A 13,757-nucleotide genomic window follows, 5' to 3' on the forward strand; every position below is an offset into this window, starting at 1 on the left:
GTTCCACTACCGCAATCAGGGCGCCGACTACAGCTCGATTCTGGTGGGCATCCAGGTGCCCGCAGCCGAGGACGCCGAATTCCGCCGCTTCCTCGCCACGCTCGGTTATCCGCATTGGGAAGAGACGAGCAATCCGGCGTACCGGTTGTTCCTGCAATGAAAATAGTCAGTCGTCCCACCAATCGGGACGTCTGCATCTGTAGCGCATAAACAGCGAAGAAAGTGCAGGAAAACACCAGGCCCCGCGGCAGTGCGCGTCAGTATACTGAGCCACTGCTGCCGGGCGTGGTCGCCTCGGGAAGATTGGGCGCCGTGCGTCGGACTCACCTGGAGGAAGACAAACATGTTGCGCATCGCTCTTGGCTGTCTGATGGCTCTTTCCACGCTGGTCGCCGGCGCGCTGCCCGGCTTGGCGCACGCGGATGCGGCGCATCCCGTCGTTGCGCTGCTGCCCGGCGTCACCGATCCCTTCTACTTCACGATGCATCGCGGCGCGGAGCGCGCGGCGAAGGAAGACAACATCCAGTTGCTGTTCCAGGTGCCGAAGGCCTGGAACACCACGGAGCAGGTGCCGATCCTCAAGGCTTTCATCGCGAAGCATCCCGACGTGCTGCTCGTCTCGCCTGTCGACAAGCAGCAGCTCATTGGCCCGCTCAAGGAAGCCGCCGACGCCGGCATCAAGGTCATCACCGTCGATACCTATATTGGCGATGGCCACTATCAAACCGGCAAGGGCGACGCCGATTTCCCGCTCTCCTATATCGCTTCGGACAACCTGGAAGGTGGCCGGGTAGCGGCGCGCTCGCTCGCCAAGGCGATTGGCGACAAGGGCACCGTCTATTGCGAGAACAACAAGCCGGGCATCTCCAGCACCGACGCGCGCGCGCAAGGTTTCATGGAGGAGATGAAGAAGCACCCCAACATCAAGGTGCTGGAGACGCAATACAACGAGGACGACGCCAATCGCGCCGCTTCGCACGTCGCGGCGGTGCTCGCGCGCAATCCCGATCTCGCGGGCGTGTTCGGCGCCAACACGTTCTCGGGCGCGGGCGCGGCGCAAGGCGTGAAGAACGCGGGCAAGCAGGGCGTGGTGAAGGTCGTGGTGTTCGACGCCGTGCCGGGCATCGACGAGCAGATCAGGAGCGGCCTCGTCGATATCGCCATCGCGCAGCTTCCCGACGAAATGGGCTATACAGCCGTGAAGTTCGCCGGCGACGCCATCCACGGCAAGAAGATTCCCATCTACAAGGGCACGGGCTTCGTGGTGCTGGACAAGTCGAACATCGACAAGCCGGAGATGAAGCAGTACATCTATTCGAACTAAGGCACGCGAACAGAGCCACATGAACGACAAACGACTCGACAGGCTCGCGCTCGTCAGCAAGGTCTGGCCGTGGCTCTTTCTCGGCACGCTGCTTGTCTTCTTCGAGGCGTGGGCGCGCATCTCCGCGCATCGGTCGTTCGTGTTCAACGCGTACAACCTGCAGTCGATCGGGCTCGCGGCAAGCGCACCGCTCTTGCTTGCCATCGGCCAGACCTTCGTGATCATCACTGCAGGCATCGATCTTTCGGTGGGCTTCGTGATGGGGCTCGCGGCGGTGTGCGTGGCGCAGTTCACGATTCCCGGCGGCGAGTCGCCGTGGATCTTGTTGATGTCGATTCCGCTCACGGTGCTCGTGTGCCTGATTCCGGGCTTCGTGAACGGCGTCCTCATCGCACGCCTGGGTGTACCCGCGTTCATCGGCACGCTCGGCATGTATGGCGTCGCGCGCGGCGTGGGTTTTCTCGCCGCGGGCAGCGGCATGACCGTCTCCGTCAACAATCCCGGGCTCGCGTGGCTCGGCAGCGGCTGGACGCCCGTGATCCTCACGGCCGTACTGCTCGTCATCATGCACTTTGTGCTCTCGCAAACGCGCTTTGGCCAGTACACCTATGCAATAGGCGGCAATCCGCAGTCGGCGGTGCGCGCGGGCATTAACGTGCGCCGCCATCTGTTCGCGATCTATCTGATCGCGGCGGCTTTCGCGGCGGTGGGCGGCATCGTCTACACGGCACGCTTCGCCGCGGGCGCAGCCAATGCGGGCGAACCCATGCTGCTCGATTCGATCGCGGCGGTCGTGATCGGTGGCGCGAGTCTCTTTGGCGGCACCGGCAACGTCATCGGCACGCTGATCGGCGCGCTCATCATCGCCGTGATCGAATTCGGGCTCGTGTTCATCGACGTCAACGCGTTCTGGCAATTCATCGTGGTCGGCATCGTCATCATTCTTTCGGTGCTGATCGACCAGTACAAGGATCGGCTCGGAGGCGCGCAATGAGCAGCGCGAGCGCCACGCCGATTCTGGAGGCGCGCGACGTGTCGATCCGCTTTGGCGGCGTGGAGGCGCTCAAGCGCGTTTCGCTGCGCCTCATGCCGGGCGAAGTGCTTGCGCTTGCGGGCGACAACGGCGCTGGCAAGTCCACGCTCATCAAGATTCTCTCGGGCGTTTATCGCGCCGATGCGGGCGATTTGCACTTCGATGGACGCCCGCTGCAATTGCGCGATCCGCAGGACGCGCGTTCGCAGGGCATCGAAACCATCTATCAGGATCTCGCGCTCGCCGACAATCTCGACGTGGGCAGCAACATTTTTCTCGGCCGCGAGCCCGTGCGACGGCGACTCGGCTTGCAGGTGATCGACCGGCCGCACATGGCGGAGGTGGCGCGCGAAGTGCTCGAGCGACTCGATATCGTGATTCCGTCGCGCAAGCTCACGGGCCCCGTGAAAATGCTCTCGGGCGGCCAGCGCCAGGCCATCGCGATAGGGCGTGCGATTTACTGGAACGCGCGCGTGCTGATCATGGACGAACCTACCGCGGCGCTCGGCGTTCCCGAGCAACGCAAGGTGATGGAGTTGATTCGCGGACTCAAGGCCCAGGGCGTGGCCGTGATTCTTATCTCGCACAACCTGCACGATATTTTCGCCGTGGCTGAGCGCATCGTCGTGCTGCGGCGCGGCGAAGTGGCGGGCGAGCGGCGCGTGGCCGAAACCGATGGCGATGAGATCGTGCGGCTGATGGTGGGCGACACGTACTCAAACGGCGCGCACTGATACATTGCGTGGTGCGTTTGCCTGCGCCGCGCGCGCATTCGATGGACAATGTCGGATCGAACCATCACCGCAGTCCTGCTCCCGCCATGAACTACCTCGATCCCGCCGATATAACGAGCTGGCACGCGCACGTCTATTTCGACGCGGCTACGCGCGACGCTGCATGGACCTTGCGCGAGGCGATTGAAGCCCGCTTCGGCGAGATCGTGCAAATTGGCCGTTTTCACGAACGCCCGGTTGGGCCGCATCCAATGTGGTCGTATCAGCTCGCCATACCGCGAGAGCGCTTCATGACAGTCATCGAATGGCTCACGCTCAATCACGGCGCACTCGACGTGTTCGTGCATCCGAACACGACCGATGCCCTGCGTGACCATCGCGATGCCGCCGTGTGGATCGGCCATTCGCACACGCTCAATCTCGGCGCGCTCGGCGGCTGATTGTTGCGAGCATTGCGCCGCCCGCAAGCCCGGCGGCAAGGCGCAATGCCCGACCCTCACGCGGGCTTCAGTGCCCGAATGACTCCGTTTTTGCCGCCGCAGATCCGCTCTCCTGCGGCCGCGCGGCCTGTTTGATCAGCAGCGCCGCGCCGGCAATGAGACCGGCGACGGCGACCGTCGCGAAAATGCCCGCGAACGTGAAGTGCCGGCGCGTCAGCTCGGCCACGAGGAACGAACCCGCAATACCGCCGAAGCGGCCGATGCCGAGCATCCAGGCCACGCCGGTGCCACGTCCCTGGGTGGGGTAGAACGCGGCGGCGAGCGCGGGCATCGACGATTGCGCCGTATTCATCAGCACGCCGGCCACGAATACGACGAGCACGAGCAGGGCCACGCTGCCCGCCGCCTGGCCGATGAGCCACACCGAAACCGCCGTCAGCACGTAGCACGCGGCGATGATCCGGTTCGCGTTGAAGCGGTCCATCAGCATGCCGCTCAGCACTGCGCCCACACCGCCGAGCGGGAAGAGAGCCGAGATCAGCGTGGCGCTCGAGGCCGTGAGGCCGGAGTCCTTGAGCAGGAGCGGCATCCAGTTGATCGACGCGTAGAAGATCACGAGCCCCATGAAATACGCGACCCACAGCATGACCGAGCCGACGAGGTACATCGGCGAAAGCACGACGCCAAGGCCCTTGCTTTCAGTTTGCGGGGCGTGCTCCGTCATCGTGAACACCTGCGCTTTGGCGGCGTCGGGCGAGATGCGGGCGAGCGCGGCGCGAATACGCTCGGCGGGCCGGTTATTCGCCACCATGTAGCGCACCGATTCCGGCATGCGCAGGAAGAGCGGCACGGCGAGCACGAGCGGCGTCACGCCGCCGAGCACGAGCACGCTGCGCCAGCCGAAGTGCGGAATCATCCATGCCGCGAGAAATCCGCCGCAAGCCGCGCCGAGCGGAAAGCCGCAGAACATCAGATTGATCACGGTGGCGCGGTTCCGGTCGGGGCAGTACTCGCCCATCATCGTGACCGCATTGGGCATGGCGGCGCCGAGGCCGACACCTGTAATGAAGCGCAGCCACGTGAGTTCGCCGATGCTGGTGGAAAACGCCGAGCCGAGGCAGGTCACGCCGAACAGCAGCACCGAGCCGACCAGCATGGCGCGTCGCCCGAGCCGGTCGGAGAGCGGCCCGGACGCGAGCGCACCGCAAGCGAGGCCGAAAAGCGCCGCGCTCAGCACGGGTGCGAGCGCGGGCTTGGCGATGCCCCATTCGCCGAGCAGCGAAGGCGCGATGAAGCCGATCGCGGCCGTGTCGAAACCGTCGAGCAGGACGATGACGAAGCACATCGCGAAGATGAACCACTGGAACGGCGAAAACGGATGTTCGTTGAGGAAGGTTTGGACGTCGACGGCGCGCGGCTGGTCCATGGTTTTGTCTCCTGTCGACTGAGGTTGTCGTTGTATCGGCCCGCTATGGCGAGCCGCTTTTTCTGGTTTGCCTTACAACCTCGAATAGTAACCGCTGCGCGGTGTTTGCAGGAGAGCGTCATTGGGCGCGGCAGGCGTCTGTCTGCTAGCCTGAAAGCAGCACGGCGAGCATGCGCGTGCTGCAAGCGTGTCGCGTTGCGCGACAAGGAGTACCCGATGAAGCCTTTCTTCGCCCACGCGGCCATGCCGTGCCTCATGGCTTGCGCAATGCTCGCAGGCGCGCCCGGCTATGCCGTTGCCCAACTGGCGCCGAATGACAACCTGCGCTCGCCGCAAAACAGCCTCGCACTGATGCCCAATGCGCAGCCCGGCAGCGAGTACCCGACCCATGGCAATCGCCAGGCCGGCGAGATGCCGGTCGGCCCCACCGATCCGCGCGGGCAACTCGCGAACGGCCACCCGAATAACGCCGAGGCGGGCGGCTACGGCGCGCCGTTGGCGGGCGTGCGAAACGGTGCGGGCATGTGAGAGCTGTACTCCGCTTCAGGTGCGCTCGGGTTGCCAGGCAAGCTGGGCTTCGAGCGTTTCGCCGGGGGCGAGCACGGTGCCGCCCACGTCGATACGCTTCACCGTTCCTTCGTGGCGCAGATTGAGCCAGTCCGTCGTATTGCTGACAGGCTCAGCGCAGAAGTATGGCAAACCGGGCGGGCAGAAGACCACGAAAAAGTCCAGCGGCGTGCTCGCGCGCAGCGCGAGACGCCGGCCTTCGTGCGGCCATTCGATGACCGCCTCGCGACGCCAGCCGGAGAAGTTGTTGTCGAGATCGAAGTCGTCGACGATCAGGCCGGCCTGCAGCGCGTCGACGGCCGGGTGGGCGCTGAGCGAAACCGGCAGGACTTCCGTGTCGATTTCCCACATGGCGCGCACGCGCGCGGCAATGCGTGTGCCAGGCGGGCGCGGATAGTACGGATGGTGGCCGAGGCCGAACGGCATGGGCCGCGCGGCCAGGTTGCGGGCCCACAGGCGCACCGTGAGGCCGCTGGCGTCGAGCGTGAGATGCTGGCGCGCTTCGTAGCGAAACGGCCAGCCGGTCCCGGCGTGGGAATCGGCTTTGCGCGAAACGTGGGATTCATGCGCTTCGTGCGGCTCATGCAGGAAGTGCAGTGTGAGCGTAGCGGCCGTTTGCGCCTCGACCGTCCAGGGCCGCCGCCAGGCGTGGCCATGCAGCGCGTGGCGCAGCGCGCCGGTGCCGCTCGGTAAGTCGATCATCTCGCCTTCGAAGCGGAATCGTCCGTCGCGGATGCGGTTGCAGTACGGCATCAGCGGAAAGCTCGCCATGCCGAGCGGGTCGCGTGCGTCGATGGCAGCGCGCGTGGCCGGGCGCAGCCAGTGTGACGCCGGAGCCCCGCCGGGAGTGTCGTAGAACGCGGCGATCGAGCCGCCCACGTGCGGCGCGACGAGCACGCGCGCATCGCCATGGGCAAGCGTGACGAGTTGACCGTCGTCGAGCGCGGCGGCGTCGAAAGCGAGTTCCGGGGGCGGCGAGGGGTTCGGTCGGGCAGTCAAATGAGCATTCTCCGGCGAATGGTTTTATTACTAATAAAGAATAATATAGGCGTTGAAATTGCCGATGATGAATCCATAAAATGGTGACATACGCCAATTGATGGTCCAAATTATTAGTGCTACGCTTCGGGCCAACAGCGCGGCCCCGAGCGCGCGCCGCCGCGCCGCGCAGCCCTTCCGCAGTCCCCCTCACATCCGATGAAAAAATCGACGCAACGCCGCCCGACCATGACCGACATCGCGAAGGCCGCGGGCGTGTCGCAATCCACGGTCTCTCTCGTGCTCAACGGCGCGGTGGGCGCCAAGCTCTCGGAGGCGACACGCCTGAAGGTGCACGAAGTGGCGCAGTCGCTGGGCTACCAGTTGCCGATCCGCGCGGTGCAGACCCCCGCCCCGGCGGGCGAGCGCAATCTCATCGTCTATCTCGCCGACGAAGTGTCGACGAGCCCGCACCCCGTCGTGAGCATCGACGGCGCGCGCGACGCCGCCTGGAACAACGGCTGTCTGCTCGCGGTGTTCTCGACGCACGGCAACGCCCAGATGGAGCAGCAGGTCCTGCAAACGCTTGCCATGCCGAACGTACTTGGCGTGATCTACGCGACCGTGTACACGCGCAAGGTCACGGTGCCGCCCGCGCTGCTGAAGGTGCCGGCGGTGCTGCTCAACTGCTACGCGTCCGATCACGCGCTTTCTTCGGTCGTGCCGGCCGAAGTGGCGGGCGGCCATACGGCCACGGAATACCTGATCGAGGCCGGACACAGGCGTATCGGTTTCATCAACGGCGAAACCTGGCAGGACGCCGCGAAAGACCGCCTGAAGGGCTACCGCCAGGCGCTCGCGACCGCCGATCTGCTGTTCGACGAGCGCCTCGTGCGTGACGGCGACTGGAGCTCCGGCAAGGGTTTCGAGCTCACGCTCTCGCTCATGCGCGAGCCGAATCCGCCCACGGCGATCTTCTGCGCCAACGATCTGACGGCGATCGGCGCAATCGAGGCGCTCAAGCAACTCGGGCTGCGCGTGCCCGAAGACGTCTCGATCATGGGCTACGACGACCAGGAAATCGCGCGCCACACCCATCCTCCGCTCACCACTGTCGTGCTGCCCAACTACGAGCTTGGGCGCTGGGCCGTCGAGACGCTGCTGCAGGAAGAGCAGAACCGCAGCGCCGGCGCGCCGGTGCGCCACCGCACCGTGAAGCTCGACGGGCCACTCATCGAACGGGCCTCGGTGTGCGCGCCCGGCCCCGCCTCCCCCTCCCCCGTGAATACCCTCATTAATATCTCAGAAAATTGACTGGTAATATTAGTTGAAGCAGTGGCCGTAATTATTTGGTGCCGGGTCTGGTGCGCTGCCCAATGAAACAAGAAAGACAAAAAAACCGCGGTGGGGCCAGTGGCCTGCGCCGTTCGTGTCATTCAACGCCTTGCATGGGGCCGGAGTAAGCGCTGAAGCGCTAACTCCGGCCGACAGGAGACAGCCATGCGTCATCAACGAATCCAGTCCGCCCTCATTGCCGCCGGTCTTTGCCTGGCGAGCGCATTCGCCACAAGCGCTTATGCGCAGTCCGACAACGGCGCACAAAAGGTCCAGTCGAATTCCAGCGAGAGCTGCACGAATCCCAAGCCGGGCGGCAAGAAGCTCAGCGACATGGTGGTGGGGTTCTCGCAGTCGGAGAATGAGCAGAACCCGTTCCGGGCGACCGAAACCGCCTCGGTGCGCGCGGCGGCGAAGGAAGCCGGCGTGAAGCGCCTCCTCTATACGAACGCGAACGCCAATCAGGCCAAGCAGGTCGCCGATATCGAAAGCATGATCAATCAGGGCGCCGAGGCGCTGATCATTGCGCCCAATGATTCCACCGGCCTGCAGCCCGCGCTCGCCCAGGCGCGCGCGAAGGGCATTCCCGTCGTGACGATCGACCGGCAGACAGCGGGTACGGTGTGCGACGACTTCATCACGTTCCTTGGCTCCGACTTCTACAAGCAGGGCGAGCGCGCGGCGAAGGCGCTGGCCGACGCCACGGGCGGCAACGCGATCATCGCCGAGATCCAGGGCGGCTACGGCAACACGGTGGAAAGCCAGCGCACAGATGGCTTCGCGAACGGCCTCAAGCCCTATCCCGGCATGAAGATCGTCGCCGCGCAAACCGCGAACTGGTCGACGACCGAGGCGCAGAAGGTGATGGAGCAGATCCTGCTCGCGCACCCGGACGTCAACGCCGTCTACACCCACGCCGACACGATGACGGTCGGCGCGATCAAAGCGCTGCGCCAGGCCGGCAAGCTCAACGGCGTGAAGATCGTCTCGATCGACGGCACGAAGGAGATCGTCACGGATATCTCGAACGGCATCGTCGCCGCCGACGTCGAGACGAACCCGCGCTTCGGTCCGCTCGCCTTCAAGTCGCTGGAAGACTATCTCGCCGGCAAGCCGGTGCCGCAAAAGCAGATCATGGACGACGCGCTCTTCAACCGGACCAACGCGCAGCCGTCGCTCGCGCAGGGCAAGGTCTACTGAGCCGCGCCTGCACGATGACGACGAGCGTCCCCGCCAATCGCACCAATCGCGCCGATCCCGCTACGGCCACCCCGCGCGCCGTGCTCGAAACGCACGGCGTTTCGAAGACCTTCGGCGGGGTGCGCGCGCTGCGCGACGTCTCGCTCACGCTGCGCGCGGGCGAGGTGCACGGCCTCGTGGGCGAGAACGGTGCGGGCAAGTCCACGCTGATCAAGGTCCTCACCGGCTTTCATCAGCCCGACTCGGGCGCGCTCACGCTCGACGGCGCGGGCGTCGCGTTCGACAGTCCGCGCGCGGCGCAAGGGGCAGGCGTGTGCGCCGTGTATCAGGAGATCAACCTGATACCGGAGCGCAGCGTGGCGGACAATATCTTTCTGTGCCACGAACCAAAACGATTCGGCATCCTGATCGACAGGAAGCGCATGCTCGAGCGCGCCGCCGACATCGTGCAGCGCTACCGGCTTGCGGTTGACCCGGCCGCGCGTCTCGGTTCGCTCGGGCTCGGCGCGCAGCAGATGGTGGCGATTGCGCGCGGCGTTTCGCTGGGCGCGCGCGTGCTGATCCTCGACGAGCCCACTTCGGCCCTGAGCGGTGCGGAAGTGGACGTCCTGTTCGAAGTCGTCGATCGCCTGCGCGCCGAGGGCATTGCGCTGCTGTTCGTGAGTCATCGGCTCTCCGAATGCTACCGGCTGTGCGATCGCTTCACGGTCATGCGCGATGGCGCCGTGGTCCGCACGGGCACGCCCGAAGAACTGCCGCGCACGGCATTGATCGCAGCCATGCTGGGTCGCGAAAGCGCGGGCGAGCATGCGTGGGCCGAGCACTCGGGCAATGCCGACGCCGATGCCAATGCCACGCCAGCGCTGGCCGTCGATCATTTGCAGTGGGGCAATCGCGTGCGCGACGTGTCGCTACGGGTGGCTCACAAGGAGATCGTCGGTCTTGCCGGCCTGCTCGGCTCGGGCCGCACGGAAACGTTCAAGACGATTTTCGGCGCGCAGAAGGCCGATGGCGGCGAAGTCGATATCGCGGGCCGCGCGCTCACGCATGCGAGCCCGGCGCGCTCGATCGGTCGCGGTCTCGCTTTCCTTTCCGAAGACCGCCGCGCGGAAGGCATCTTTCCCAGTCTCTCCGTGCGCGAGAACATCGTCGCGAGCCTGCTGCCGCGCATATCGCGCTTTGGCTTCATCTCGCGGGCGAAGGAGGCGCAGGTGGTGCGCGAGTCGATCGAACGGCTCGGCATCAAGACGGCCGGTCCCGGCGCGCTCATCACGACGCTCTCGGGTGGTAATCAGCAAAAGGCGCTGATTGCGCGCTGCCTCTCGACCCGCCCGACGGTGCTGCTGCTCGACGATCCCACGCGCGGCATCGATGTCGGGGCGAAGGAGGAGGTACATCGCGTCGTGCAGGACCTGGCGCGGGAGGGGCTTGCGGTGGTGGTCACGTCGTCCGAGATGGAGGAGTTGCTTGCGCTGACCGACCGCCTCGTCGTGCTCAACGAAGGCGCGACCGAGGGCGGCATGCCAACCGCCGGCGCTCACCCCGACGACGTGCTCGCCGTGCTGGCCGGTGCTGGAACTCGCGATGGCGCTGACCACGGCGACGGCACTGCGTGAGCAACCCCGCACCAACCCCGCCACAATCCACGACCACTGCTCCGATGGCGACCAACCTTGAATCGAACGAGGCAAGCTTGAGCCCCGCGAATCCTTCGAATTCCTCGAACCGCTCCGTCTCGCCTGTGCCCGGCGCCGCGTCGCGCATGCACACCTGGCGTAACGTGCTGCGCGAGCACAGCGTGTACTTCGCGCTTGCCGCGCTCGTGGTCTTCAATCTGATCATCACGCCTGGCTTCTCGAATCCCTTCGCGGCGCGCAGCCTGCTGTTCGAGGCCGCGCCGATCGTCTTGATCGCGCTTGGCCAGAATCTCGCGATCGCGACGCGTGGCATCGATCTCTCCGTGGGATCGGTGATGGCGCTCGCCAGCGCGTCGATCGCCGTGTTTCTGCCGTATGGCGTGGGACCGGCGCTCGTGGGCGCGGTCGCGGTGGGCGCCGTAGTCGGCTTGTGCAACGGGTTCCTCGTGGCGCTGCTCGCCATCGATCCGCTGATCTCGAGCCTTGCCTTGCTGGTCGCCGCACGCGGGCTCGCGCAGGCGCTGCTGGGCGGCTCACGCGTGAATCTGCCCGACACCCCGGCGTTCGATCTGCTCGGCGCGGGCGCGGTTGGCCCACTGCCCATTGTCATGCTGATCGCGCTCGGGCTCGCGGTCGTGGTGGCATTCGTGGTGCGGCGCACGACCTTCGGGCGCTACGCGATCCTCGTGGGCGCGAGTCGCGGTGCTGCGTTCCTCGCGGGCATTCCCGTGCGGCGTACGCTCTTTCTCGTCTATGCGGTGAGCGGCACGCTTGCCGGACTCGCCGGCGTGTTCGCTTCGTCGCGGCTTGGCGCTGCCGATCCCAACTACGTTGGCGTGAACTTCGAACTCGATGCGATCGCCGCCTCGGTCATCGGGGGCACGCCGCTTTCGGGCGGACGCATCTCGATCGTCGGCGCGGTGTTCGGCGTGCTGCTGCTTCAGGTGCTCGACGCGAGCTTCATCATGAACAACATCAGTTTCACTTACGCGCAGATCCTCAAGGCGGTGTTCATCGTCGTCGCGCTCTACCTGCAACGCTCGGGAGGCTGAAGCGATGCAACAGCCCACACAATCGGCGGCGCAAACCGCCGCCGCTCCGGGCGCGAACCGGCGCGCACAACTGATCGCGCTCGTGCAGTCGCGCGGGGCGATCGCGATGCTCGTGGTTGTCGCGCTCGTGGCCGGCATGGTATTTCCCGACTTCCTGCGCCCCGCGAATCTCGCCGACATCGCCGCGAACGGCGCGTTTCTCGGGCTCGTGGCCGTGGGGCAAAGCATCGTCATCATCCTGGGCGGATTCGATCTTTCCGTCGGGTCGATGGTCGGACTCGGCACGGTCCTGGCCGCCTATGCAGCGCCTTACGGGTGGGGCGCCGCGCTGCTCGCGCCGGTGGCTGCCGGATTCGTCGTGGGTCTGGTGAACGGCGTGTTGATCGCCCGCGCGCGCATGGCGCCGTTCATCGTCACGCTCGCCGCGTTGCTTGGGCTCAAGGGGCTCGCGCTCGTGCTCGCGAGCCAGGATCTGCTCATCGCCAATCCAGGTTTCTTCGCGCGCATCGCCAATGGCTCGATCTTGGGCGTCAACAATCTCATTTGGGTGCTGGTGATCGTTTATGCGCTCGGGGGCGCGCTCCTCAACCACACGCGCTTTGGCGCCGCGATCTTCGCGATCGGCGGCAACGAAGAGGCGGCGCGCATGCTGGGCGTACGCGTGGAGCGGGTGAAGATACTCGCCTACGGATTGTCCGGTGCACTGGCCGGCCTCTCTGGGGCGCTGCTGGCCTCGCATCTGGACTCGGGGCTGTCGGGAGCGGGCACTGGCTATGAATTGCAGTCGATCGCCGCGGCCGTAATCGGCGGCGTGTTGCTCACGGGCGGCGTGGGAACGATGGCCGGACCACTGGCCGGCGTGCTGCTGCTCGGTGTCATCGACAACGTGATCAATCAGGTCGGCACGCTGAGCCCTTACTATCAGAACCTCGCGAGCGGCGCGTTCCTGCTTGCCGCGGTGATTGTGCAGACCGTGCTGACTGGGCGCCGACATGGCGCCGCGCGAACTGCAGGCGTGACGCGGCGGCGCGCGGCCGCGGGCTCTTAGTGGATGGCGTCTTGATCTGCCGGTTTCGCATGCGTTGTCGAACCCATTCGGCTTCGGGCTAGGTTTATTGATGGGAGACGCTCAGCTTCACACGCGTTGAGCCATCGGTCTGTGCGGTGATCTCGGTCCGGCTGCCGCGCTGTCCCAGATAGAAGTGCTGACGGCCTGGCGCGTTCACGTCGTGGGTTGCGTCGGGAAGGCATGAGGCGATGTCGGCCCCCACGCCTTCGAGTGCATTGGTCCCCGACCCAGCGTCTCGTGCGCTCCAGACGCACTGAAAACTCCCGCCGCTCGTTGCGCATTGCGCGTCGTCGCCATAGGGCTGCGCGACGGCGCGTCCGTCATCAGGACTCAATGCAGCGAAATGCTGCGGTGCAGCCGCGACGATACGCTTGAGCGCTGCGCAGGGGCTTGCACTGTCGTCCGCATGAGCGGCCAGGGGGACGCCTGGTATGACAATAGCCGAGCAAAGCGCGAGTATCCTGGTGATCGGTAGATTCATGGCGTTTCGCTGCGTGAGAGCAGCGCCTCATCGTGGCAAGTGAGGGCAGTGCTGCAAGCGACGTGCCGGGAATAGCGCTTGCAGGATGACGCCGGACTACTCATCACGAGGAGAACGCCATGAGCAAACCGTTCGATCGCATGATGAAAGCGGGCGCATTGCTGGCGTGCCTGATGTTTGCGATTGCGAGCAGCGGCGAAACGCGCGACGAGCAGGAACACGCATGCCGTGGCGATGCATTCCACTTTTGCGCGAGCGCGATTCCTAACAAGCAGAAGATCGCAGCGTGTATGAAGCAGCACTACGATGAGCTTTCGCCGCCATGCAAGGCGATGTTCGACCCGCCGGCGAAGGCCGATCCGAAGTCATGAGCGCTAGTGGCGTTCAGTGAGAAGGGGCGCACTGCGCCTCTTTTCGCTTGAGTCGATGAAAAAGGGCTTGCGGGCGCGCGCTCGTGGCGCTAAGATTCGCCCCCTTCGCC

General features: G+C 65.4%; 14 protein-coding genes and 1 pseudogene. 12 read left to right on the forward strand and 3 right to left on the reverse strand.

What is annotated here, in order from left to right:
* The 5 genes and pseudogenes from U5A57_RS40865 to U5A57_RS40885 form a co-directional block, all read left to right on the forward strand.
* A pseudogene (locus tag U5A57_RS40865) lies at positions 1 to 160 on the forward strand (threonine ammonia-lyase, biosynthetic); the annotation flags it as partial.
* A 183-nt stretch (positions 161 to 343) separates the two neighbouring features.
* A complete protein-coding gene (locus U5A57_RS40870; protein WP_321917982.1) occupies positions 344 to 1,324 on the forward strand; it encodes an ABC transporter substrate-binding protein in 981 nt (326 codons plus the stop codon).
* 19 nt (positions 1,325 to 1,343) lie between these two features.
* The gene (locus U5A57_RS40875) at positions 1,344 to 2,318 is read left to right on the forward strand and encodes an ABC transporter permease subunit (RefSeq protein ID WP_028209006.1); all 975 of its coding nucleotides are present in this window, start codon (positions 1,344 to 1,346) and stop codon (positions 2,316 to 2,318) included.
* Complete coding sequence (locus U5A57_RS40880; RefSeq protein WP_321917984.1) at positions 2,315 to 3,091, forward strand: ATP-binding cassette domain-containing protein; 777 nt, start codon at positions 2,315 to 2,317, stop codon at positions 3,089 to 3,091. Before U5A57_RS40875 ends, U5A57_RS40880 begins: the two co-directional genes overlap by 4 nt.
* 86 nt (positions 3,092 to 3,177) lie before the next feature.
* Positions 3,178 to 3,531: a DOPA 4,5-dioxygenase family protein gene (locus U5A57_RS40885; protein WP_321918000.1), complete on the forward strand. Its 354-nt coding sequence runs from the start codon at positions 3,178 to 3,180 to the stop codon at positions 3,529 to 3,531.
* Positions 3,532 to 3,598: 67 nt separating this feature from the next.
* Here U5A57_RS40885 and U5A57_RS40890 read toward each other — a convergent pair whose 3' ends face one another.
* Positions 3,599 to 4,957: an MFS transporter gene (locus U5A57_RS40890; RefSeq protein ID WP_321917986.1), complete on the reverse strand. Its 1,359-nt coding sequence runs from the start codon at positions 4,955 to 4,957 to the stop codon at positions 3,599 to 3,601.
* Between the two features lie 216 nt (positions 4,958 to 5,173).
* Between U5A57_RS40890 and U5A57_RS40895 the strand changes: the two genes are divergently transcribed.
* The gene (locus U5A57_RS40895; RefSeq protein ID WP_415766509.1) at positions 5,174 to 5,485 is read left to right on the forward strand and encodes a hypothetical protein; all 312 of its coding nucleotides are present in this window, start codon (positions 5,174 to 5,176) and stop codon (positions 5,483 to 5,485) included.
* A 15-nt stretch (positions 5,486 to 5,500) separates the two neighbouring features.
* Here the strand turns inward: U5A57_RS40895 and U5A57_RS40900 are convergent, their stop codons facing one another.
* Positions 5,501 to 6,523, reverse strand: coding sequence for an aldose 1-epimerase (locus U5A57_RS40900; RefSeq protein WP_321917987.1), 1,023 nt, complete (start codon positions 6,521 to 6,523; stop codon positions 5,501 to 5,503).
* Positions 6,524 to 6,721: 198 nt separating this feature from the next.
* Here U5A57_RS40900 and U5A57_RS40905 point away from each other — a divergent pair, with 198 nt between their 5' ends.
* The 5 genes from U5A57_RS40905 (at position 6,722) to U5A57_RS40925 (ending at position 12,774) form a co-directional block, all read left to right on the forward strand.
* Positions 6,722 to 7,816, forward strand: a complete 1,095-nt coding sequence (locus tag U5A57_RS40905) for a LacI family DNA-binding transcriptional regulator (protein WP_321917988.1) — start codon at positions 6,722 to 6,724, stop codon at positions 7,814 to 7,816.
* Positions 7,817 to 8,002: 186 nt separating this feature from the next.
* The gene (locus U5A57_RS40910; RefSeq protein ID WP_321917990.1) at positions 8,003 to 9,037 is read left to right on the forward strand and encodes an ABC transporter substrate-binding protein; all 1,035 of its coding nucleotides are present in this window, start codon (positions 8,003 to 8,005) and stop codon (positions 9,035 to 9,037) included.
* Between the two features lie 14 nt (positions 9,038 to 9,051).
* Positions 9,052 to 10,653 (forward strand): sugar ABC transporter ATP-binding protein, encoded by a 1,602-nt coding sequence (locus U5A57_RS40915; protein WP_321917992.1) that lies wholly within the window; start codon positions 9,052 to 9,054, stop codon positions 10,651 to 10,653.
* Between the two features lie 44 nt (positions 10,654 to 10,697).
* Positions 10,698 to 11,726: an ABC transporter permease gene (locus U5A57_RS40920; RefSeq protein ID WP_321917994.1), complete on the forward strand. Its 1,029-nt coding sequence runs from the start codon at positions 10,698 to 10,700 to the stop codon at positions 11,724 to 11,726.
* A 4-nt stretch (positions 11,727 to 11,730) separates the two neighbouring features.
* On the forward strand, positions 11,731 to 12,774 hold the full coding sequence (locus U5A57_RS40925; protein WP_321917996.1) for an ABC transporter permease: 1,044 nt from the start codon (positions 11,731 to 11,733) through the stop codon (positions 12,772 to 12,774).
* Between the two features lie 64 nt (positions 12,775 to 12,838).
* Here the strand turns inward: U5A57_RS40925 and U5A57_RS40930 are convergent, their stop codons facing one another.
* On the reverse strand, positions 12,839 to 13,276 hold the full coding sequence (locus U5A57_RS40930) for a hypothetical protein (RefSeq protein WP_321917998.1): 438 nt from the start codon (positions 13,274 to 13,276) through the stop codon (positions 12,839 to 12,841).
* A 140-nt stretch (positions 13,277 to 13,416) separates the two neighbouring features.
* Here U5A57_RS40930 and U5A57_RS40935 point away from each other — a divergent pair, with 140 nt between their 5' ends.
* Positions 13,417 to 13,647, forward strand: a complete 231-nt coding sequence (locus U5A57_RS40935) for a hypothetical protein (protein WP_321918004.1) — start codon at positions 13,417 to 13,419, stop codon at positions 13,645 to 13,647.
* Positions 13,648 to 13,757: the final 110 nt, after the last annotated feature.

Source organism: Paraburkholderia sp. J11-2, from assembly GCF_905220185.1.
Classification (GTDB): domain Bacteria; phylum Pseudomonadota; class Gammaproteobacteria; order Burkholderiales; family Burkholderiaceae; genus Paraburkholderia.